Raw genomic sequence first — 19,901 nt, 5'->3', positions numbered from 1 at the left:
TTGGGTGCGTCAGACCCACCCAATGTGGCGTTCGGTGCGTCTGACGCACCGAACGCCACATTGGGGCGCCGGCAACCGGACAACAGCGCGAGCCGCGCGGGACCCGAGCCACCGAGACTCAGCGCCGGCCGCAGCACCGCCGGAGGACCGGTCAGGGCACCCCGGCCAGCCGCAGCAGCGCCGCCGTCGCCGCGGCGGCCACCACCACCAGCACGAACGGGGCCTTCCGCCACGCCAGCACCCCCGCGACCAGCACCCCCGCCGGCCGGGCGAAGCCCGCGAACCCGTGGCCCTCCGTCAACGCGCTCACCGCCACCAGCGCCGCCAGCAGGACCACCGCCGCGAGCGCCATCAGCCTCTCCGCGCGCGGAGACAGCTTCACCCGGCTGCGCAGCACCGGCCCGGCGAACCGGAACGCGAACGTCCCCAGCGCCAGCACCACCGTGCCGACCAGCAGCTCCACCCCGTCCATCAGCCGACCTCCTGCAGTTGCGGCTCCTTCGCCGCGACCCCCACTACGACACCGGCCAGGGCCAGCAGCACCGGCAGCCCGGCCGGCAGGAACGGCGTCGCGGCCAGCGCGACCACCACTCCCACCAGCACCGGCAGCCGTGACGCGCGGTCGCGCAAGGACGGCAGGACCAGCGCCAGCAGCACCGCCGGGAAGGCCGCGTCCAGGCCGAACACGTCGGTGTCACTGATGACGGACCCGGCGAACGCGCCGGCGACCACACCGAGGTTCCAGCAGGCGAACAGCCCGATCCCGCACGCCCAGTACGCCGCGCGGCGGCGGTCGGCCTCGCGCTGGGCCAGGGCGAACGCGACCGACTCGTCGATCATCAAGTGGCTGCCGGCCAGCCGGGCGGACCACCGCTTGCCCAGCACGTCGCCGATCGCGAAACCGAACGGCAGGTGCCGCGCGTTGGCCAGCAGCCCGGCCAGCACCGCCGCGAACGGGTTGCCGCCCGCGGCCACGATCCCGACGAACATGAACTGGGACGCGCCGGCGAAGACCAGCAGCGACATCAGCATCGGCAGCCAGAACGGGAAACCGGAACTCACCGCGATGGCCCCGTAGGACACGCCCACGAGACAATCGGCCAGGCAGACCAGGCCGATGTCGCGGGCGAGGCCCCGATCGAGTGTTCGCCAGATCGAACGCATGTGTTCTATAGTGAACGCACGGCCCCGTGTTCGTCAAGGCGAACGGAACGACCGATGGAGCGAACAGCAATGTCGCAGGAAACGACGGGCGCGCCCCTCGAGATCATCGCGGCGTCCCTGCGCCGGGAACGCACCCGCGCGGGCTTGTCCCTGACCGAGGTCGCGCGCCGCGCCGGCCTGGCCAAGTCGACGCTCTCCCAGCTCGAGTCGGGCACCGGCAACCCCAGCGTCGAGACGCTGTGGGCGCTCGGCGTCGCCCTCGACGTGCCGTTCTCCCGGCTCGTCGAGCCGGAGCGGCCGAAGGTCCGCGTCATCCGCGCCGGCAAGGGCCCGACGGTCTTCGCCGAGCACGCCGACTACGCGTGCACGCTGCTGTCGGCCTGCCCCCCGTCCGCGCGGCGGGACATGTACCTCATCCGGGCGGAACCCGGTACGCCGCGGCGGTCCGACCCGCACATGACCGGCGTGATGGAGCACATCGTGCTGTGCGCGGGACGCGCCCGGGTGGGCCTGGTGGAGGCGCCGGAGGAGCTGAACCCCGGCGACTACATCTCCTACCCGGGCGACGTCCCGCACATCTTCGAAGCCCTCGAGCCGGGAACCTACGGCGTCGAGATCTCCGAATACATCTAGGAAGTCACCAGCCGCGCTCGGCCAGGCGGTGCGGCTCCGGCACGTCCTCGACGTTGATGCCGACCATGGCCTCGCCCAGGCCGCGCGAAACCTTCGCGAGGACGTCGGGGTCGTCGTGGAAGGTCGTCGCCTTGACGATCGCCGCGGCGCGCTGGGCCGGGTTGCCGGACTTGAAGATGCCGGAGCCGACGAACACGCCCTCGGCGCCGAGCTGCATCATCATCGCCGCGTCGGCCGGGGTGGCGATGCCGCCCGCGGTGAACAGCACCACCGGCAGCTTCCCGGCCTGAGCCACCTCGCGGACCAGCTCGTACGGCGCCTGCAGCTCCTTGGCCGCGACGAACAGCTCGTCCTCGGGCAGCGAAGTCAGCTTGCGGATCTCGCCGCGGATCTGCCGCATGTGCGTGGTGGCGTTGGAGACGTCCCCGGTACCGGCCTCGCCCTTGGAGCGGATCATCGCCGCGCCCTCGGTGATCCGGCGCAGCGCCTCGCCCAGGTTGGTCGCGCCGCAGACGAAGGGGACGGTGAACGCCCACTTGTCGATGTGGTTGGCGTAGTCGGCCGGGGTGAGCACCTCGGACTCGTCGACGTAGTCCACGCCGAGGGACTGCAGCACCTGCGCCTCGACGAAGTGGCCGATGCGGGCCTTGGCCATCACCGGGATCGAGACGGCTTCGATGATGCCGTCGATCAGGTCGGGGTCGCTCATCCGCGCGACGCCGCCCTGCGCGCGGATGTCGGCGGGCACGCGCTCGAGCGCCATCACCGCGACCGCGCCGGCGTCTTCGGCGATCTTGGCCTGCTCGGCGGTGACCACGTCCATGATCACGCCGCCCTTGAGCATCTCGGCCATGCCGCGCTTCACCTTGGCGGTTCCGGTGACGGACTGGACGGTGCCACTGGCGGTGGTCTGCTGCTCGGACACGACGGGGCCTTTCCACAGGGAGAACAGGGGGTGACGAACCCGAGCGTAGGTCGGCGGTGGACCCTTCAAGCAGGCCAGTACACGGCTATCTCAGCAGTCCACTTCCGGCACGCCCGCGACCAGGACTTCCGCGGCCCGGGTGCGCGCGTAGAGGACGTGACGTCCGGCACGGTGCCCGCTGACCAGGCCTGCGGCCTTGAGGACGCCGAGGTGCTGCGACACCGCCCCGGCACTGAGCCGGGTCCGGCGGGCGAGCTCGGAAGTGGACGCCGGCGCGGTCAGCTCGGTCAGCAGCATGGCCCGGCCGCGGCCCACCACGGCGGCCAGCGCGCCGGGCGCGACGGCGGTGCCGGTCTCCCACAGCGTCGCGATGCCGCGCGGCGGGTAGCGCAGCACCGGCTGCCACCGCGGATCGGTCTTGGAGAACACCCGCGGCCAGACGAACGCCGAGGGCACCAGCACCAGGCCCCGCCCGTCGAGCGGCACGGCCGCGTGCAGGTGGCGGTGCGCGACCGTGAGCGTGCCGGCCTGCCAGCGGACCAGCGGAGTGAGGTCGTTGAACAGCTCGGCCGCCCCGCCCTGGGCCAACAGCCGCGACCGGTGCAGCACGTCGGCCTCGAGCAGCGCGCGGATTCGCGGCCAGTCCGGAGCGAGCACCAGGGCCCAGTACTCCTCCATCAGCGCCGCGAGCCGCTCGAGACCGGCCTCCGGGTCCCGGTGAAAACGGTTGAGGGCCGGCGTGCGCGGCCCGGCCATCCCGTCCAGCTCGCGCCGGACGACGCGGGCGGGCACGTCACGCAGGTCGGCGAGCTCGTCGGCGAGGTCGGGCACCGGCGTCGACGGCGTGCCGGCCAGGAAGCCGGGCAGGTGCCGCAGCGGGACGAGGTCGCGCAGCAGCCCGATGTCGAGGCCGGCCTCCTCGAGCGCCGCGGTGGCGCGCTTGACCCACGGCAGGTGCAGGGCGTGCTCCCCCGGCCGGTTCAGGACGCGGACGCTCGCCACGATCTCCCACGCCGGGGAGAACGCGAACCGGGTGTGCGCCAGGTCCTCTGTGGAGAATGCCAGGTCGAGCACGCGCTGCCCCTCTGCCCTCAGTCCGGCGCAGTCTAAGTCTCTCCGATGTGGACAGTCGAGCGGGGCACCGAAAGCCCTTGCGGGAAAGCGAAAATTCCTCGCGGGTCATACTTTCGGGCGACAGTGCGCAGCCGGGGCAGGTTCACTCCGTAATATGCCTCGGCCCAGTCCGGCATCTCCGGGTCGAGGTAGTTGACGTAGCCGGTCGTGCCGAACTCCGGCCCGAGCCCGTCGCGCACGGCGGCGAGCGAGCGCCGCGCGCCGGCCTCGCCGCCGTCCGCGGGCGCCGCGCCGTGCAGGAACTGGAAGCTGGCGAGCGCCGTCCGGTACGGGAACGCGGTCTCGCGGGCGCCGACCCGCGCGATGGCGCCGCCGCCCGAGTCCACGATCGTGCGGACGCCCGGGTCCCGGGTGAGCACTTCGACCACCGCGCCCGGGTCGGCGAGCGGCCGGGTCAGCATCCGCGACGTGCCGATGTACGTGCCCCGGTCCGCGGCCGCCGACGGCCGGGACTCCTGGTCGTCGAACGACCGCATGGCCTTCAGGTGGTCCTGGACGTCCTCGGTCCACTTGGTCGGCGCGGTGCCGACGCGGCGCACGAGGTCCTCGAGCAGGGCGTGCATCCGGGCTCGGGGCCCGAGGAACGTGCCGCCGAGCGTGGCCTCGTTCCAGGCCAGCCCCATGCCCGACCACAGCTCGTCCGGCGCCGCCGGCTGCCATTCCTGCCACGCGGCCAGCAGCGCGGCCCCGGCGGCCGGCGGGAACTCGAGGGCGAAGGTGGCGACGTCCGCGATCGGCACCGTCCGGAAGGTGAAGCCGGTGACGATCCCGAAGTTGCCGCCGCCCCCGCCGCGCAGCGCCCAGAAGAGGTCCGGCTCCGCGGTCGCCGACACCGTGCGGACCCGGCCGTCGGCCGTGACGATCCGCGCCGCCTCCAGGTGGTCGCACGTCAGCCCGTACTTGCGGTCGAGGACGCCGACCCCGCCGCCGAGGGCGAGCCCGGCGATGCCGACCGTGCCGCAGCTGCCCGCCGGCAGCACCCGGCCCGCCGCCGCGAGCGTCGTCGCGATCGGGCCCAGCCGGGCACCGGCGCCGATCACCGCCCGCCCGGCGGAACCCGCTTCGATGCCCGAGAACCGGCTCAGGTCCACGACGAGCCCACCGTCCACAGTGGAGTAGCCGGGGTAGCTGTGCCCGCCGCCGCGCGCGGCGACCGGCAGCCGGTGCCGGGCCGCGAAGCCCACAGCCGCCTGGACGTCCTCGACGCGGGCCGCGCCGACCACGGCCGCCGGCGCCCGGTCGTCGTACATGGTGAAGAAGCCCTGCTTGGCTTCGGAGTAGCCCGGGTCGCCCGGCCGGAACAACGGCCCGGAAAGCCGCCGTCGCAGCCGCTCCCAGTCGTCCGGCGGCGGCCACCCCGCCAGGCCCGCCGCCGGCACCGCTCCGGAGATCCGCAAGAAAGTACGCCTGTCCATGCCACTCCCCCGCCTACGCTCCCCCGGGCATTCGGCTGGTCCCCGAAGCCCCGCCTTGCCGTGACCAGGGTAGCGGGTGTGTGATCGAGGACACATCCCGTACCCGAGCCGTTCGCCGAGGAGTCGTCATGGCAGACAAACAGGCCAAGAACGCCGGCACCGGGGCCGCCGTCGCTGTGGACGACCCCGCGAAGGTCCGCAACGTGGTGCTCGTCGGCCCTTCCGGCTCCGGGAAGACGACCCTCACGGAGGCCCTCCTCGCGGCGTCCGGCACGGTCCCGCGCGCGGGCTCGGTGGTCGACGGGACGACGGTGTGCGACCACGACCCCGCGGCGGTCCGCCAGCAGCGTTCGGTCGGCCTTTCGGTGGCACCGGTGCTGCACCAGGGCCACAAGATCAACCTGATCGACACGCCCGGGTACGCCGATTTCGTCGGGGAGCTGCGGGCGGGGCTGCGCGCGGCCGACGCCGCGCTGTTCGTCGTCTGCGCCGCCGAAGGCGTCGACGCGGCGACGGTCGCGGTGTGGGAGGAGTGCGCCGCCGTCGGCATGCCGCGCGCGGTCGTCGTCTCGCGGCTCGACCACCACCGGGCCGACGCGATGGCCGAGATCGCCGCCTGCCGGGCCGCGTTCGGCGACGGCGTGCTGCCGCTGTACCTGCCTGCGGGCGACGGCCTGGTCGGGCTGATCACCCAGCGGTACTTCGACTATTCGGGCGGGCACCCGCCCCGGATCGGCGAACCCGATCCGGCCGACCTCGAGCGGATGGCCGAGGCCCGCAACGAGCTGATCGAAGGGATCATCGCCGAGAGCGAGGACGAGTCCCTGATGGACCGCTACCTCGCCGGCGAGGACATCGCCGAGGACACCCTCATCTCCGACCTCGAGACCGCCGTCGCGCGCGGGTCGTTCCACCCGGTCATCCCGGTCTGTGCGACCAGCGGGATCGGCCTGGCCGAGGTGCTCGACGGGATCGTCCGGGCGTTCCCCTCCCCCCTCGAGCACGAGCCACCCGACGTCACCACGCCGGACGGCGCGGCGCACACCGCCCTCACCGCCGACCCCGCGGGCCCCCTCGCCGCGGAGGTCGTCCGGACGGCCGTCGACTCCTACGTCGGCCGGGTGTCCCTCGTCCGGGTCTTTTCCGGGACGCTGCGGCCGGAGCGGCCGGTGCACGTGTCCGGGCACGGCCTCGCCGAACGCGGGCACGAGGACCACGACGCCGACGAGCGCGTCGCGCACCTCTACTCCCCGCTCGGCGCGAACCTGCGGGAAGTGCCCTACTGCGTCGCGGGCGACCTCTGCGCGCTGACGAAGGTCGGCTCGGCGGAGACCGGCGACACCGTCTCTTCGCCGGAGGAGCCGCTGCTGATGGAGCCGTGGGCGATGCCGGAGCCCTTGCTGCCGGTCGCGGTGGTCGCGAAGACCCGCAGCGACGAGGACACGTTGGCCCGCAACCTTTCCCGCCTGGTCGCCGGCGACCCGACGCTGCGGCTCGACCGCAACGCCGAGACGAACCAGCTGGTGCTGTGGTGCATGGGCGAAGCCCACGCGGACGTCGTCCTCTCGCGGCTGCGGGCGGGCGGCGCGGACGTCGACACCGAACCGGTGAAGGTCAGCCTGCGCGCGACCTTCGCCAAACCGGCCAAGGGCCACGGGCGGCACGTGAAGCAGTCCGGCGGGCACGGCCAGTTCGCCGTCTGCGACATCGAGATCGAGCCGCTGCCGCGCGGCGGCGGGTTCCAGTTCGTGGACAAGGTCGTGGGCGGGTCGGTGCCGCACCAGTTCATCCCGAGCGTGGAAAAAGGCGTGCGAGCCCAGCTGCAGCGGGGACTCGCCGACGGGCACCCGGTGGTCGACGTGAAGGTGACGCTGGTCGACGGCAAGGCGCACAGCGTCGACTCGTCGGACGCGGCGTTCCAGACGGCGGGCGCGCTCGCGGTGCGGGAGGCCGCGGCGAGCGGGCACATCACGATGCTGGAGCCCCTGGAGGAGGTGGCGATCCGGCTGCCGGACGAGCACCTCGGCACGGTGCTCGGCGACCTGTCGTCCCGGCGCGGCCGGGTGCTGGGCACCGAAGCCGGCGACGGCGGGCGGACGGTGATCCGGGCCGAGGTCCCGGCGACGGAGCTGCTCCGGTACCTGATCGACCTGCGTTCGATGACCTCGGGCACGGCGACCTTCACCCGCCGGCACGCGAGGTTCGAGCCGATGCCGGAAGGGATGGCGGTCCACTAGCCGCGGGTACGAACCGCGGAACCCGCGTGATCGGAGCCGGATCTCGCGTGATCGAGCCCGTGACTCGCGTGATCCGGCGCGGTACGCCTCCGATCACGCGAGTCACGGCCCCAGTCACGCGAGTTACGGGTCCGATCACGCGAGTTACGGGAAGCAGCACGGGACACCGGCGGTCATGAGCCGAAGTCGAAGCCGCCCGGGCGGTCGTTGCGGTCGGCCAGCAGGCCGGCGAGCGTGGCCAGCGCGATCTCCGGCGGCGTCCGCGAGCCGATGTTGAGCCCGACCGGCCGGTGCACCCGGGCGATGTCGGCCTCCGCCACGCCGAGCCCCTGCAGCGCGGACACGTGCGGGCCCGGGTGCCGCGGGTTGCCGAGCACGCCGATCCACCGGGGCTCCTGGCCGAGCGCGGCCTTCAGCACCTCGCCGAGCTCGGGCCGGTGGTGGTCGGTGACGACGACGTCCGCCGAAGCGTCCAGGGGCGGCAGCGTGGTCGCGGCCTCGAAGCCGTCGGGCACGTCGGTGGCGCGCGCGGCGTCCGGCTCGAACAGCGCCACGTGGTAGCCGAGGTCCCGCGCGAACTTCAGCAGGAACCGCGAAACCGGCGACGCGAACACCGCCACCAGGGTCCGCACGTCCGGGTCGGCCGCCGCCGTGCCGTGGGCGACGTCGCAGGTCTCACTCATGCGCCCAGTCTGTCAGCCACCGGCCTGCTCGCCCACCGTCACGCGGAACTGCCAGAGGTCGGTCTTGCCCTTCACGAGCACCAGGTACCCGTCGGTCACCTCCAGGACGACGCGCCTCTGCGGCGAGAAGGGCCGCACCGGCCGGTGCTGCTTGGCCAGCATGAACGCTTCCGTCGCGGCGGTCTCACGGTCGGCGTACCCCACCGCGTCCGCGACCGACCAGCCCCGGGTGTCGCCGGTGCCGCCCTGCTCTTCGATGACCACCCACCACGTCGAACCCATGCCCCTCCGACGCGGCCGGGCGGCCGGAGGTTTCAGATTTCCTCGAGCACGCTCAACCGGAAGTGGAACGTCGACGTCCGGCCCTCGACGACCACCAGGTACCCGCCGGGGCCGCGCAGCACCTTCCGCGACCTCGGCGACCACGGGTAGACCGGCTGGTACTCCCGCGCGAGCCGCAGCGCCTCGGCCTCGGCGGTCGCCTGGTCCTCGTAGGGGAACGTCTCCGACAGCGACCAGCTCCGGCCGTCCCCCGTGCCCCGTTGCTCCTCGACGACCACCCACCACACGTCAGACCTCCGGTTCGGCGAACTCGAAGTACTCCGGCAGCGGCGCGGTGCCCGCGAGCCGGAAGTACCGCACCTTCCGCCGCCGGCGCAGCCGCAGCGTGTCGCGGACGGCGTCGTTGTGGACGCGGCGGGCGATCACCACCCGGTGCTCCGCGTCGGTCAGCTCCTCGGCCAGTTCGGCCGGCAGGCACGTCCGGTCGACGCGGCTCAGCCGCAGCGTCAGCTCGTTCTCTTCGCCCTCGCGATCGGCCCGCGGGGCCGCCTCGGCGCGCTCGGCCAGCGTCCGCAGGTCCGTGTCGCCCAGTACCACCGCGACCGCGCGGGCCACCACCGCGCGGCGCGCCAACGCCGCGTCGAGCGCGGCCCAGCCCGCGTCCATCCGGACGTGCAGCCGGTCGAGCCGGTTCGCCGTCGCCACCAGGAAGAGCCCGCCCAGCACGACGACCAGCGCCAGGACCGGCAACAGCCAGCCGAGCACGCTCACCGGGCCGGCTCCCGCTCCGGCGCCGCGACGCGCCGCGGGTCGGCGGCGACGGCCGTCTCGTAGACGCGCAGCACCTGCGTGGCCACCACCGACCAGTCGAACATCGTCACCCGCTCCCCCGCCGCCGCGGCCAGCGACGCCCGCCGCGCCGGGTCGCCGAGCAGCTCGCGCAGCCCGTCCGCGAGCGCCGCCGGGTCACCGGTCTCGACGAGCATCCCGGCGTGCCCGTCGTCGAGCACCCGCCGGAACGAGTCGAGGTCGCTGGCCAGCACCGGGGTACCGGCCGCCATCGCTTCGGTGAGGATCATCCCGAAGCTCTCGCCGCCGGTGTTGGGCGCGCAGTAGACGTCGACGCTGCGCAGCGCCTGGGCCTTCACGTCGTCGCCGGCCTGCCCGAGCAGCTCCAGGTGCGGCGCCAGTGCGGGGCCGGCGTCCCGGCGCAGCTGGTCTTCGTCGCCGCGGCCGACCACCACGAGCCGCAGGTCCTCGAACTCCGGCAGGATCCGCCGCAGCGCCTCCAGGAGCACCCCCATGCCCTTGCGCGGCTCGCCGAACCGGCCGACGAACCCGACCGTGCCGCCGGCCCGCGGGTAGCCCGGCAGCGGGGTCGCCGAGGAGAAGAACCCGACGTCGACGCCGTTGGGGATCTCCACGGCGTCGCCGCCCGCGTGCTCCACCTGCACCCGGCGGGCCAGCGCGGACACCGCGATCCGCGCGGTGATCTTCTCCAGCAGCGGCCGGAGCACCGGCTGGAACGCCGACAGCGTGCGCGAACGCGTGGTCGCGGTGTGGAACGTCGCGACGATCGGGCCGTCCGCGATGAGCAGGGCGAGCAGCGAAAGGCTCGGCGCCGCGGGCTCGTGCAGGTGCAGGACGTCGAAGTCGCCGTCACGGATCCAGCGGCGCACCCGGGCGTAGGACACCGGGCCGAACTGCAGCCGCGCGACCGAGCCGTTGTAGCGGATACCGAGCGCCTTGCCGGCCGGGTGCACGAACTCCGGCAGGTCGGCGTCGTCGTCGGCGGGCGCGAGCACGGACACCTGGTGCCCGCGTGCGAGCAGCGCCTTCGTCAGGTCGATCACGTGCCCCTGGACCCCGCCGGGGACGTCGAAGGAGTAGGGGCAGACGATCCCGACCCGCATCGGACGCGTGGCCACGCCTCAGCTCGCCTCGTCCAGGCTGACCTGCTCGCCGGCGTCCAGGTCGGCCGGCCAGAACTTCTGCACCATGTGCCAGTCGGCCGGGTGCGCGGCGATGTCGCCGGCGAAGATGTCCGCCAATGCCTGGGTCGCCGCCGCGACCTCGGCGCGCGCGGTGACGCGGATGCGCGGGTGCAGGCGGATCTGCCAGCCGTCCTCGGTGAACCAGCAGCCGGCCGGGATCAGCGCGGCGCCGGTCGTGGCCGCCAGCCGCGCCGGGCCGCCGGGGAAGCGGGCCTGCTCACCGAAGAACTTCACCGGGATGCCGCTGGTGGTGAGGTCGCGGTCGCCGACCAGGCAGACCGCCTTGTTCTCCCGCAGCCGCTTCAGCAGCACGCGCATCGCCGAGCTGTCGCCGGTCAGCGGCACGATCTCGAAGCCGAGCGACTCGCGGTACTCGACGAACCGGCGGTAGAGCGACTCGGGCTTCAGGCGCTCGGCGACGGTGGTGAACCCGCCGAGGTAGTCGGCCAGCCAGACACCGGCGATGTCCCAGTTCCCGCTGTGCGGCAGCGCCATCACCGCGCCGTTGCCCTCGGCGAGGGCCGCGTCGAGGTTCTCGACGCCGGTGATGGAGGCCGCGACCTTGCCGCTGACCTCCTTCTGGTCCATCGACGGCAGCCGGAACGTCTCGTGCCAGTACCGGGCGTACGAGCGCATCGCACGCCGGGTCAGCTCGTCCAGCTCGACGGGGTCGGCCTGGGGCACGACCCGGGCGAGGTTGGTGCGCAGCTGCCGCACACCGCCGCCGTCACGCCGGACGGCGAGGTCCGCGCCGAGCGAGAACACCGTGCGGCCGAACCCGGCGGGCAGCCAGCCGGCCAGCCGCCACCCGGCGGAATAGCCGAAGGCGCTCAACCGCTCGGTCAGCCTGCTCATGCGCACGCCTCGCTGACGCTCGGCGCGGCCTGAGCCGAAGGCGCAGTGTTGGATGATTCGCTCGCAGGCTCGCTCATGCCGATTGCTCCCCGGCGGCGGCTTCGCGGGCCGCCTTCGCCACGGCGGCGAAGCGCTGCAGCAGGGTGATGACCGACAGCACGGCCAGCAGCCAGAGCGTCACGTCCACGGTGTACGGGATGCCGAAGCCGTGCAGGCCGGTGCCGACCAGGGCGATGATCAGCCGCTCGGCGCGTTCGACGAGCCCGCCGTCGACCGGCAGGCCGGACGCGTCGGCGCGCGCCTTGACGTAGGAGATGACCTGGGCGAGCACCAGGCACAGCAGTGCCGCGGCGGCGGCCGGGTGGTTGTCGTCGACGACGAAGCACCACCAGGCGATCGCGGCGAACAGCGCGCCGTCGACCAGCCTGTCGCAGGTGGCATCGAGCACCGCGCCGAACGGGGTGCCGTAGCCGCGGGCGCGGGCCATGGCGCCGTCGAGGAGGTCGAGCATGGCGAAGCCCCACACCGTGAAGGTGCCCCAGAGCAGGTAGCCGTTTGGGAAGAAGGCCAGGGCGCAGACGACGGCGCCGGCGGTGCCGAGCACGGTCATCGCGTTCGGGGTCAGCCCGGCGCGGACCAGCGCCTGACCGATCGGATCGGTGACGCGGGAAACGGAGGCACGCGCGAAGATATTGAGCATCGGTTCGTCTGAGGCACCTGGCTACGAGGATCGGGTGGGCGAGGGCAGCCTATCGACCCGTCCGGGCGAACCCGACGCGCCGCCCCGGCTCAGCGCGATTTCGTGAGCTCGCCCTCGTGTTCCCGCGCCTCTTCGGCGGCCTGCGCGGCGGCGCACTTCGGCGAGAGCCGCTGCCGGATCGCGGCGCTGATCTCCCCGAGCGCGGCGACCTGCTCCGGGGTCAGCGGGTCGAAGAGGCTCTCGCGGACGGCCTCGACGTGCCCGGGCGCGGCCGCCTCGAGCGCGGCGAAGCCCGCGTCCGTCAGCACGGCCCAGGCACCGCGCTTGTCGGTCGGGCACGCTTCGCGGCGCACCCAGCCGTTGGCTTCCAGCCGCGCGACGGCGTGCGAGAGCCGGCTTCGCGACGCCTGGCGCGCGTCGGCGAGCTCGCTCATCCGCAGCCGGCGGCCGGGGGCTTCCGAGAGCGCCACGAGGACTTCGTAGTAGGTGTGCGGCATGCCCGAGTCGTGCTGCAGCTGACCCTCGAGGTGCGCGCTGAGCATGCGGGTGGCCGCGTTGAACTCACGCCAGACGCGTTGCTCGTCGTCGCTGAGCCATCGGGTTTCGGACATACCCCCATCATACTCTCGGTTGAACACTCAATTAAGGTTTGCCGGTTACGGCATTCGAGCGTTTCACCAAGCGTCGGCCAGCAGGTCCCGCGTTTCGCCCAGCAATTGCGGCAGCACCTTCGTCTGGCCGATGATCGGCATGAAGTTCGCGTCGCCGCCCCACCGCGGCACCAGGTGCTGGTGCAGGTGCGCCGCGATTCCCGCGCCCGCGATCACGCCCTGGTTCAGGCCGATGTTGAACCCGTGCGCGCCGGACACCGCGCGGATCACCTTCATCGCGTGCTGGGTGAACTCCGCGACCTCCCGCGTCTCTTCCACCGTCAGCTCGGTGTAGTCCGCGACGTGCCGGTACGGCACCACCATCAGGTGCCCGGGGTTGTACGGGTACAGGTTCAGCACCGCGTACACCGCTTCGCCGCGCGCGACGATCAGGCCCGTCTTGTCGTCCAGGGACGGGATGCGGCAGAACGGGCAGCCGGTGTCCTCGTCGTTCTCCGGCTTGTCCTGGCCCTTGATGTAGGCCATCCGGTGCGGGGTCCAGAGGCGCTGGAACGCGTCCTGGACCCCGACGCCCTGCTGCTCGACGAGTTCGGGACCCTCACTCACCGAACGACCGTCTCCAGCGCTTCGGCCGACGGCGAGGCGTTCTCGCGGCGCTCGACCCACTCCGCGATCGCGTTCACCGCCGCGTCGACCGGCACGCCGTTGATCTGGCCGCCGTCGCGGAAGCGGAACGACACCGCGCCCGCCTCGACGTCCTTCGCGCCGGCCAGCAGCATGAAGGGCACCTTCTGCGTGGTGTGCGTGCGGATCTTCTTCTGCATGCGGTCGTCGCTCGCGTCGACCTCCGCGCGGATGCCCTTGGCGCGCAACGCCTTCTCGATGTCCTGCAGGTGCCCGACCTGGTCGGCGGTGATCGGGATGCCGACCACCTGCACCGGCGCGAGCCACGCCGGGAACGCGCCCGCGTAGTGCTCGGTCAGCACACCGAAGAAGCGCTCGATCGAGCCGAACAGCGCACGGTGGATCATCACCGGCCGCTGGCGCGAGCCGTCCGGCGCGGTGTACTCGAGCTCGAACCGCTTGTTCTGGTTGAAGTCCAGCTGGATGGTCGACATCTGCCAGGTGCGGCCGATGGCGTCCTTGGCCTGCACCGAGATCTTGGGCCCGTAGAAGGCCGCGCCACCCGGGTCCGGGACCAGCTCGAGGCCCGAGTCGACGGCGGCCTGCCGCAGCGTCTCGGTGGCCTCCTCCCACTCCCAGTCCTCGCCGATGAACTTGTCGGAGTCCCCGCGGGTGGACAGCTCGAGGTAGAAGTCGGAAAGGCCGTAGTCGGCCAGCAGGTCGAGCACGAACTTCAGCAGCGACCGGAGCTCGCCCGGCATCTGCTCCTTGGTGCAGTAGATGTGCGAGTCGTCCATCGTCAGGCCGCGCACGCGGGTGAGGCCGTGCACCACGCCCGACTTCTCGTACCGGTACACCGTGCCGAACTCGAACAGCCGCAGCGGCAGCTCGCGGTAGGACCGCCCGCGCGAGCGGAAGATCAGGTTGTGCATCGGGCAGTTCATGGCCTTGAGGTAGTAGTTCTCCTCGTCGAACTGCACCGGCGGGAACATCGTGTCCGCGTAGTAGGGCAGGTGGCCGGAGGTGTGGAACAGCTCGCCCTTGCTGATGTGCGGGGTGTTCACGAACTCGTAGCCGGCCTCCTCGTGGCGGCGGCGCGAGTAGTTCTCCAGCTCCCGGCGGATGATGCCGCCCTTGGGGTGGAACACGGGCAGGCCGGAGCCGATCTCCTCGGGGAAGGAGAACAGGTCCAGCTCGGCGCCCAGCTTGCGGTGGTCGCGGCGCTCGGCCTCGGCGACGCGCTCGAGGTAGGCGTCCTGCGCCTCGGCCGACTCCCAGGCCGTGCCGTAGATCCGCTGCAGCTGCGGGTTCTTCTCGCTCCCCCGCCAGTACGCGGCGGCGACGCGGGTCAGCTTGAACGCGGGGATGAACTTCGTGGTCGGCACGTGCGGACCGCGGCAGAGGTCACTCCAGACACGTTCCTTGGTGCGCGGGTCGAGGTTGTCGTAGATGGTGAGCTCGCCCTCACCGACCTCCATGACCTCGGAGGTGTCCACTGTGTCCTTTTCGGACTTGAGGTCGACGAGCTCGAGCTTGAACGGCTCGTCCGCCAATTCCTTCTTGGCCTCGTCGACGGAGTCGAAAACGCGCCGCGAGAACTGCTGAGCACCCTTCACGATCTGCTTCATGCGCTTTTCGAGCGCCTGCAGGTCCTCGGGGGTGAACGGGGTGTCGACGGCGAAGTCGTAGTAGAAGCCGTCCTTCACCGGCGGGCCGATGCCCAGCTTGGCGGCCGGGAACTGCTGCTGCACGGCCTGCGCCAGCACGTGGGCCGCCGAATGGCGGATGACGCTGCGCCCGTCCTCGGTGTTCGCGGCGACCGGCTCGACCTCGGCGTCGGAATCCGGCGCCCAGGCCAGGTCGCGCAGCTTGCCCTCGGCGTCGCGCACGACGACGACCGTGTCCGGGCCCTTGGTCGGCAGGCCGGCCTCGCGGACCGCCGCGCCCGCCGTAGTGCCCGCCGGTACCACCACGCGGGAGGTGGCCACGGGGGAAACGGGGGGCGACTGCGACACGATGGCTCCTCGGACTGGAGTGACGGAGATGACCCCGACGATGCTAGTCGCCGGTCCGCGCGCGCCTCACGCGCGTCCGCGAACGCCGGGCAGGCCGCCTCCGGGTCCGGAAGCGGCCTGCCCGATCGGGCGGAGCGGGGTCAGAGGGTTTCGACGACCTGGTCGAAGTCCAGCCGCGGCAGGCGGTCGAACCAGGGGTTCTCGCCGGGCTTGCCGACGTTCACGACGACCAGCGAGCGCCACTTCTTGTCCGCGAAGAACTCGTCGTCGACGCCCTGGGCGTCGAAGCCGGTCATCGGGCCGGCGGCCAGGCCCGCGGCGCGGACGCCGATGATGAAGTAGCCGACCTGCAGCAGCGAGTTCAGCTTGGCGAACTCGACGCGGCCCTGCTCGTCGGAGAAGTTGTCCTTCACCTGCGGGGCGTGCGGGAAGACCTGCGGGATGTTCTCGTGGAAGTCGACGTCCGCGGCGAGCACGACGGTCAGCGGCGCGGCTTCGGTCTTGTCCCGGTTGCCCGGGGCCATGTGCGGCAGCAGGCGGGCCTTCGCCTCGGCGGTCCGGAGCACCAGCGCCCGCAGCGGCTGGGTGTTCATCGAGGTCGGGGCCCACTTGACGAGGTCGTAGATCGCGCGGACCTGCTCCTCGGTCACCGGCTCGGAGCTGAAACTGTTGGCCGTGCGGGCCTCGCGGAAGAGGAGGTTCTGGACGTCCGCGGGGACCTGGAGGCCTTCGGTCTGCTCGGCAAAGGTGGTCATGGGGCTGGCTTCCTTCCGTTGGTCAGTACCCCGTCCAACCAGGTTGAGCGTTGAACTATTTCGCGCTCAACCAGTCGTGTGGATCACATCGGGAAGAGTCCTCACCCGACCGGGTACCCACCCCGAACCGACCGTCCAGGTACGCGAACCGACCCTCCGGGTACGTGAGCCGACCCTCCAGGCCGGCTCCCCGGCGTGAAACCGGCACGGCCGCCGATCCCCTCGGCGGGGATCGGCGGCCGTTGGTGCGCGCGCGGGTCGTCGGAAGGAGTCAGTAGGCGCCGTGACCGCCCATCACCGCGCGAAAGGTCTTCCAGAGGATCACCAGGTCGAGTGCCAGCGACCAGTCCTCGACGTAGCGCAGGTCGAGCCGGATGCTCTCCGCCCACGTGAGGTCGCTGCGGCCACTCACCTGCCAGAGCCCGGTCAGGCCCGGCTTCACCAGCAGCCGGCGGCGGGCGTCCGGCGCGTACTGCGCGGTTTCCTCCGGCAACGGCGGCCGCGGGCCGACGAGCGACATCTTCCCGGACACGACGTTGAACAGCTGGGGCACCTCGTCGAGCGAATACCGGCGCAGAAAACCACCCACGCGGGTGATCCGCGGATCACGCTTCATCTTGAACAGCGGACCCGCGCCCTCGTTGTCCGCGGCGAGGGTCTGCTTGATCTCGTCGGCGTTGGTGACCATCGTGCGGAACTTGAGCATGGTGAACGTCGCGCCGTCGCGGCCGACGCGGCGCTGGCGGTAGATCACCGGGCCGCGGTCGCTCAGCTTGATCGCCAGCGCGATCACCAGCAGCAGCGGGGAGAGCAGCGTCAGCAGGAACGCCGAGCCCGCCCGGTCCACGATCTCCTTCACCACGCGGCGGCCGCCGGTGAACATCGGCGCCGTGACGCGCAGCAGCGGCATCCCCAGCACGCCGGTGACGTTGAGCCGCGGGCCGGCGACCTCCATCAGCACGGGCGCCACGACCATCTCGGCGCCGGTGCCCTCCATGTCCCAGGCCAGCCGCTGCAGCCGCTTCGGCGTCCAGTACTGGTCCGCGGTGATCGCCACGACCCGGTACCCGCCGCGCCGCACGTACCGCGACAGTTCGTCCAGCCGCCCGACCACCGGGACGCCGTCGATCTCGCCGCTGTCGCGGTCGGCGCCGTGCCCGGTGAACGTGCACGCCGCCTCGACGCGCCAGCCGACGTGCACCTCGGACCGGGTGCGCGCGATCAGGTCGGCGACGGTCTCCGGGCTGCCCGCGGCCATCACCGGCAGCAGGCAGAGTCCCTTGGCGCGCTTGCGGTGCAGCACCTGGCGCAGCAGGTACCGCTGCGGGAAGGCGACGAGCGCGATCGCCGGGACGACGACGAACACCCACACCTGGACCTCGAGCGCGCCGAACAGCAGGCCGCCCAGGGCGACCAGGACGGCCGCGGTGATGAAGCCGCGGCCCAGGGTGCGGTACTCCTCCGCGCCTTCGCCGAGCACCCGCGAGCTCCACGCCCGGCTGACCGGCAGCGAGACGAAGACGGCGAGGATCGTGCCGAAGGCGTGCATGTCGTGCGGGGCAACGCGATCGATGACGAACGCGCTGATCGCGATCACCAGCAGCGTGATGAAGACGTCGCTGCCGATGACCCAGGCTCTGTATCTCGCTTCCCAGGCCGCCGGCAGCGCCTTGGGGGACGGGGTCCCGGTCACCACGTCGGCCGGCTTGCCGTCCTGCCGCGTGGGGCGGGGTATGGCCTGGAGGTCGATGTGCGGCGGTGGCTGGCTCACCGTATACGACGGCCGCACCGACTCTTCCATCTGATGACCTCCCGGGACCAGGGATCGAACGGGGCCCGCGAGCACGCTGCGTCACCAGTGGTGATTTCTTACAGTCACCACGGCTCGAACCTCGCGCTGTGCCCGCGGAGGGCTTCACACGGCAAGGTATCGGCGACTCTCTCAGCATCGTTACAAGGATTTCCAGCCACATGCAGCGCGTCTTTCCCGCCAGAAAATGGCCGCAAGATAACGGGAGCATGACGATGCGCGAGAGGGCGTATCCCCACAAAAACTACGGAATGTAGCCAATGGAGCAATGCCCGCACCCGGGTGGACCCACGCTGATCCAAACGGCCGAACGGGGCCCCACGGCTCTACTGTGGACACTGCAGCCGTCACGGGTCCATTGTGGACCACGACGGTCCCAGTACACGGCAACCCGCCGACCCGGCGATCAGATCGTGACGTTCGTCGCCGAATCGTCACAAAAGCAGGTTTCCGTCACAAGTTCTCCCACCGCGTCCACAGGCCCGCCTCCGGCAAGGCTCATCCGACAAAAGGCTGCCGCAAAGCCAAGCTTCAGAGGCACGACCCGAAGGCGCCGACACCACAACCCAGAAGGCGTCTGACAGCAGATACGGACGACCCGAACGGATCGTTCACTCCGCTTAAGGGTGGCCAACATCACAACGCGGCCAACGATGGGGGTCCGGGGGCGCGCCCCGGCGGGGCTGTGGGGGTTCGACCCCCCACAGGACACAAAAGCGAGAGCCCCGTCTGCGCATTCCGCAGACAGGGCTCATCCAGCTCTCGCGTGGGCGATACTGGGATCGAACCAGTGACCTCTTCGGTGTGAACGAAGCGCTCTCCCGCTGAGCTAATCGCCCGCTCGCGGTGTTGTCCTGACACTAGCGTACGACTTCCGGGGGCCTGCAAACGGGTGGTCTCGGGCGACCACACTCCGCTTACCGGCGAGTACGGAACGAACAACCCCGAGCTAGCCGGGGTTGTGGCAGGTGGGGGCCGCGTGACGCCACGTTCGACATCCGTGCGACGGTGCTATCGCCCGGCGACTAAACCGCGCAGTATGAAGGTGTGGGCCCACACGGGGCGCGCCGGTCATCCGCGCGTCGTGGGGTGATCCACGGGCGCGAACGGGGTCCATGGGCCTGTCCGGGTGATATGCGGCGCACCTGCGACGGAATCGGCCTCCCGATGCGTCCCAGTGGTGACGCCCTCGGCCGACCGGGCCGGGAAGGGAGACGAAGGGTAGGACGATGCGCAACGATCACGTGACGCTCCGCTCGACGGCGGTCTTCGACCTGCTGGCGCCGCGGACGCCCGCGGTTCCGGTGAAGGTGGAACTGCGCTACGACACACGCGACCCGTACGCGGTCGTCGCCGCCTTCCGCACGGGCCGGGCCGGCTGGGTCGAATGGGTGTACGCGCGTGACCTCCTCGCGGACGGCCTGCTGGCCGACGCGGGTGACGGTGACGTCCGCATCCGCCCGTCGGTGGAGGACCCCGAGTCCGTGCTGATCGAGCTGAACTCGCCGTCCGGGCACGCCATGTTCGAGGCGTCCGCCCAGGAGCTGGCCGACTTCCTCGACCGCACGTACGACGTGGTGCTGCCGGGCAACGAGCACCTGTGGGTCGACGTCGACGACGCCCTCACCCACCTCATCCCCCACGATCTGGCCTGATGACAGGCTTGCAACGACGGAGTGACACCCCGGTGTCGCCGCCGTTTCCGGGGTCCGATATGGTTTTCTCACACCACGGCGACGGGTTCCCGGCCTTCCGGAGCGGCCCGTCGAACGGTGGAATGCGGATGTAGCGCAGCTGGTAGCGCATCACCTTGCCAAGGTGAGGGTCGCGGGTTCGAATCCCGTCATCCGCTCGGTAGGCTCTCGAGCCTGTCACGGTGGAGTGGCCGAGAGGCGAGGCAACGGCCTGCAAAGCCGTGTACACGGGTTCGAATCCCGTCTCCACCTCGCGCGATTAGCTCAGCGGGAGAGCGCTTCCCTGACACGGAAGAGGTCACTGGTTCAATCCCAGTATCGCGCACGAGATCGCCGGGAGAGCCCTGTTCGCGGGTTCCGCGAACAGGGC

General features: G+C 71.6%; 20 protein-coding genes and 4 tRNA genes. 6 read left to right on the top strand and 18 right to left on the bottom strand.

The genetic code is table 11. The features are described from left to right. Nucleotides 1-151: 151 nt before the first annotated feature. Together AB0M83_RS45255 and AB0M83_RS45250 are read right to left on the bottom strand one after the other, a co-directional pair. On the bottom strand, nucleotides 152-472 hold the full coding sequence (locus tag AB0M83_RS45255; protein WP_285451107.1) for an AzlD domain-containing protein: 321 nt from the start codon (nucleotides 470-472) through the stop codon (nucleotides 152-154). Continuing rightward, on the bottom strand, nucleotides 472-1,164 hold the full coding sequence (locus AB0M83_RS45250; RefSeq protein WP_364527830.1) for an AzlC family ABC transporter permease: 693 nt from the start codon (nucleotides 1,162-1,164) through the stop codon (nucleotides 472-474). The genes AB0M83_RS45255 and AB0M83_RS45250 overlap by 1 nt, the downstream gene beginning before the upstream one ends. A gap of 69 nt (nucleotides 1,165-1,233) precedes the next feature. Here AB0M83_RS45250 and AB0M83_RS45245 point away from each other — a divergent pair, with 69 nt between their 5' ends. Beyond that, nucleotides 1,234-1,797 (top strand): XRE family transcriptional regulator, encoded by a 564-nt coding sequence (locus AB0M83_RS45245; protein WP_364527836.1) that lies wholly within the window; start codon nucleotides 1,234-1,236, stop codon nucleotides 1,795-1,797. A 4-nt stretch (nucleotides 1,798-1,801) separates the two neighbouring features. On the opposite strand, the gene pdxS is transcribed toward AB0M83_RS45245, so the two are convergent. The 3 genes from pdxS to AB0M83_RS45230 form a co-directional block, all read right to left on the bottom strand. Next, nucleotides 1,802-2,722 (bottom strand): pyridoxal 5'-phosphate synthase lyase subunit PdxS, encoded by a 921-nt coding sequence (gene pdxS / locus AB0M83_RS45240; RefSeq protein ID WP_364527827.1) that lies wholly within the window; start codon nucleotides 2,720-2,722, stop codon nucleotides 1,802-1,804. Between the two features lie 90 nt (nucleotides 2,723-2,812). Next, on the bottom strand, nucleotides 2,813-3,796 hold the full coding sequence (locus tag AB0M83_RS45235; RefSeq protein ID WP_364527824.1) for a DUF5937 family protein: 984 nt from the start codon (nucleotides 3,794-3,796) through the stop codon (nucleotides 2,813-2,815). Nucleotides 3,797-3,828: 32 nt separating this feature from the next. After that, nucleotides 3,829-5,271: an FAD-binding oxidoreductase gene (locus AB0M83_RS45230; RefSeq protein ID WP_364527822.1), complete on the bottom strand. Its 1,443-nt coding sequence runs from the start codon at nucleotides 5,269-5,271 to the stop codon at nucleotides 3,829-3,831. A 128-nt stretch (nucleotides 5,272-5,399) separates the two neighbouring features. Between AB0M83_RS45230 and AB0M83_RS45225 the strand changes: the two genes are divergently transcribed. Beyond that, a complete protein-coding gene (locus AB0M83_RS45225; RefSeq protein WP_364527819.1) occupies nucleotides 5,400-7,508 on the top strand; it encodes an elongation factor G-like protein EF-G2 in 2,109 nt (702 codons plus the stop codon). 173 nt (nucleotides 7,509-7,681) lie between these two features. Here AB0M83_RS45225 and AB0M83_RS45220 read toward each other — a convergent pair whose 3' ends face one another. The 13 genes from AB0M83_RS45220 to AB0M83_RS45160 form a co-directional block, all read right to left on the bottom strand. Further along, complete coding sequence (locus AB0M83_RS45220; RefSeq protein WP_364527816.1) at nucleotides 7,682-8,191, bottom strand: XdhC family protein; 510 nt, start codon at nucleotides 8,189-8,191, stop codon at nucleotides 7,682-7,684. A gap of 12 nt (nucleotides 8,192-8,203) precedes the next feature. Further along, complete coding sequence (locus AB0M83_RS45215; RefSeq protein WP_364527814.1) at nucleotides 8,204-8,473, bottom strand: hypothetical protein; 270 nt, start codon at nucleotides 8,471-8,473, stop codon at nucleotides 8,204-8,206. Nucleotides 8,474-8,505: 32 nt separating this feature from the next. Next, nucleotides 8,506-8,760 (bottom strand): hypothetical protein, encoded by a 255-nt coding sequence (locus tag AB0M83_RS45210; RefSeq protein WP_364527811.1) that lies wholly within the window; start codon nucleotides 8,758-8,760, stop codon nucleotides 8,506-8,508. A 1-nt stretch (nucleotide 8,761) separates the two neighbouring features. Then, a complete protein-coding gene (locus AB0M83_RS45205; RefSeq protein WP_364527808.1) occupies nucleotides 8,762-9,244 on the bottom strand; it encodes an NUDIX hydrolase in 483 nt (160 codons plus the stop codon). Continuing rightward, nucleotides 9,241-10,386 (bottom strand): glycosyltransferase family 4 protein, encoded by a 1,146-nt coding sequence (locus AB0M83_RS45200; RefSeq protein WP_364527833.1) that lies wholly within the window; start codon nucleotides 10,384-10,386, stop codon nucleotides 9,241-9,243. Before AB0M83_RS45200 ends, AB0M83_RS45205 begins: the two co-directional genes overlap by 4 nt. An 18-nt stretch (nucleotides 10,387-10,404) precedes the next feature. After that, the gene (locus AB0M83_RS45195) at nucleotides 10,405-11,322 is read right to left on the bottom strand and encodes a phosphatidylinositol mannoside acyltransferase (protein WP_364527805.1); all 918 of its coding nucleotides are present in this window, start codon (nucleotides 11,320-11,322) and stop codon (nucleotides 10,405-10,407) included. Between the two features lie 73 nt (nucleotides 11,323-11,395). Then, the gene (gene pgsA, locus AB0M83_RS45190; protein WP_364527802.1) at nucleotides 11,396-12,022 is read right to left on the bottom strand and encodes a phosphatidylinositol phosphate synthase; all 627 of its coding nucleotides are present in this window, start codon (nucleotides 12,020-12,022) and stop codon (nucleotides 11,396-11,398) included. Nucleotides 12,023-12,111: 89 nt separating this feature from the next. After that, nucleotides 12,112-12,633: a MarR family transcriptional regulator gene (locus AB0M83_RS45185; RefSeq protein WP_364527799.1), complete on the bottom strand. Its 522-nt coding sequence runs from the start codon at nucleotides 12,631-12,633 to the stop codon at nucleotides 12,112-12,114. Between the two features lie 63 nt (nucleotides 12,634-12,696). Next, nucleotides 12,697-13,239: an HIT domain-containing protein gene (locus tag AB0M83_RS45180; RefSeq protein WP_364527796.1), complete on the bottom strand. Its 543-nt coding sequence runs from the start codon at nucleotides 13,237-13,239 to the stop codon at nucleotides 12,697-12,699. After that, entirely contained in the window at nucleotides 13,236-15,272 is a 2,037-nt protein-coding gene (thrS, locus tag AB0M83_RS45175; protein WP_364527793.1) for a threonine--tRNA ligase, read from the bottom strand. Before thrS ends, AB0M83_RS45180 begins: the two co-directional genes overlap by 4 nt. Before the next feature lie 140 nt (nucleotides 15,273-15,412). Beyond that, on the bottom strand, nucleotides 15,413-16,027 hold the full coding sequence (locus AB0M83_RS45170; protein WP_364527790.1) for a malonic semialdehyde reductase: 615 nt from the start codon (nucleotides 16,025-16,027) through the stop codon (nucleotides 15,413-15,415). 271 nt (nucleotides 16,028-16,298) lie between these two features. After that, complete coding sequence (locus tag AB0M83_RS45165) at nucleotides 16,299-17,828, bottom strand: sugar transferase (protein WP_364527787.1); 1,530 nt, start codon at nucleotides 17,826-17,828, stop codon at nucleotides 16,299-16,301. A gap of 776 nt (nucleotides 17,829-18,604) precedes the next feature. Further along, nucleotides 18,605-18,676, bottom strand: a tRNA-Val gene (locus AB0M83_RS45160). Between the two features lie 390 nt (nucleotides 18,677-19,066). Between AB0M83_RS45160 and AB0M83_RS45155 the strand changes: the two genes are divergently transcribed. From AB0M83_RS45155 to AB0M83_RS45140, 4 genes are all read left to right on the top strand, one after another. Continuing rightward, a complete protein-coding gene (locus AB0M83_RS45155; protein WP_033293569.1) occupies nucleotides 19,067-19,492 on the top strand; it encodes an SsgA family sporulation/cell division regulator in 426 nt (141 codons plus the stop codon). 124 nt (nucleotides 19,493-19,616) lie between these two features. After that, nucleotides 19,617-19,689: transfer RNA gene (locus AB0M83_RS45150), tRNA-Gly, on the top strand. A 23-nt stretch (nucleotides 19,690-19,712) separates the two neighbouring features. Further along, nucleotides 19,713-19,783: transfer RNA gene (locus AB0M83_RS45145), tRNA-Cys, on the top strand. A gap of 1 nt (nucleotide 19,784) precedes the next feature. Continuing rightward, a tRNA-Val gene (locus tag AB0M83_RS45140) sits at nucleotides 19,785-19,856 on the top strand. The last annotated feature ends 45 nt before the right edge of the window (nucleotides 19,857-19,901 follow it).

Source organism: Amycolatopsis sp. NPDC051106, assembly GCF_040682775.1.
Lineage (GTDB): Bacteria > Actinomycetota > Actinomycetes > Mycobacteriales > Pseudonocardiaceae > Amycolatopsis.
The sequence above is the reverse complement of the archived record's forward strand: the minus strand, read 5'-3'. Positions and strand labels throughout refer to the sequence as shown.

What these genes read in the sequence shown, in the direction of transcription:
- AB0M83_RS45255 (WP_285451107.1), bottom strand. Translation starts at nt 472, where the DNA reads ATGGACGGGGTGGAGCTGCTGGTCGGCACGGTGGTGCTGGCGCTGGGG.
- AB0M83_RS45200 (WP_364527833.1), bottom strand. Translation starts at nt 10,386, where the DNA reads ATGCGGGTCGGGATCGTCTGCCCCTACTCCTTCGACGTCCCCGGCGGG.
- AB0M83_RS45230 (WP_364527822.1), bottom strand. Translation starts at nt 5,271, where the DNA reads ATGGACAGGCGTACTTTCTTGCGGATCTCCGGAGCGGTGCCGGCGGCG.
- AB0M83_RS45195 (WP_364527805.1), bottom strand. Translation starts at nt 11,322, where the DNA reads ATGAGCAGGCTGACCGAGCGGTTGAGCGCCTTCGGCTATTCCGCCGGG.
- AB0M83_RS45185 (WP_364527799.1), bottom strand. Translation starts at nt 12,633, where the DNA reads ATGTCCGAAACCCGATGGCTCAGCGACGACGAGCAACGCGTCTGGCGT.
- AB0M83_RS45170 (WP_364527790.1), bottom strand. Translation starts at nt 16,027, where the DNA reads ATGACCACCTTTGCCGAGCAGACCGAAGGCCTCCAGGTCCCCGCGGAC.
- AB0M83_RS45165 (WP_364527787.1), bottom strand. Translation starts at nt 17,828, where the DNA reads ATGGAAGAGTCGGTGCGGCCGTCGTATACGGTGAGCCAGCCACCGCCG.
- AB0M83_RS45245 (WP_364527836.1), top strand. Translation starts at nt 1,234, where the DNA reads ATGTCGCAGGAAACGACGGGCGCGCCCCTCGAGATCATCGCGGCGTCC.
- AB0M83_RS45225 (WP_364527819.1), top strand. Translation starts at nt 5,400, where the DNA reads ATGGCAGACAAACAGGCCAAGAACGCCGGCACCGGGGCCGCCGTCGCT.
- AB0M83_RS45250 (WP_364527830.1), bottom strand. Translation starts at nt 1,164, where the DNA reads ATGCGTTCGATCTGGCGAACACTCGATCGGGGCCTCGCCCGCGACATC.
- pgsA (WP_364527802.1), bottom strand. Translation starts at nt 12,022, where the DNA reads ATGCTCAATATCTTCGCGCGTGCCTCCGTTTCCCGCGTCACCGATCCG.
- AB0M83_RS45155 (WP_033293569.1), top strand. Translation starts at nt 19,067, where the DNA reads ATGCGCAACGATCACGTGACGCTCCGCTCGACGGCGGTCTTCGACCTG.
- AB0M83_RS45220 (WP_364527816.1), bottom strand. Translation starts at nt 8,191, where the DNA reads ATGAGTGAGACCTGCGACGTCGCCCACGGCACGGCGGCGGCCGACCCG.
- AB0M83_RS45215 (WP_364527814.1), bottom strand. Translation starts at nt 8,473, where the DNA reads ATGGGTTCGACGTGGTGGGTGGTCATCGAAGAGCAGGGCGGCACCGGC.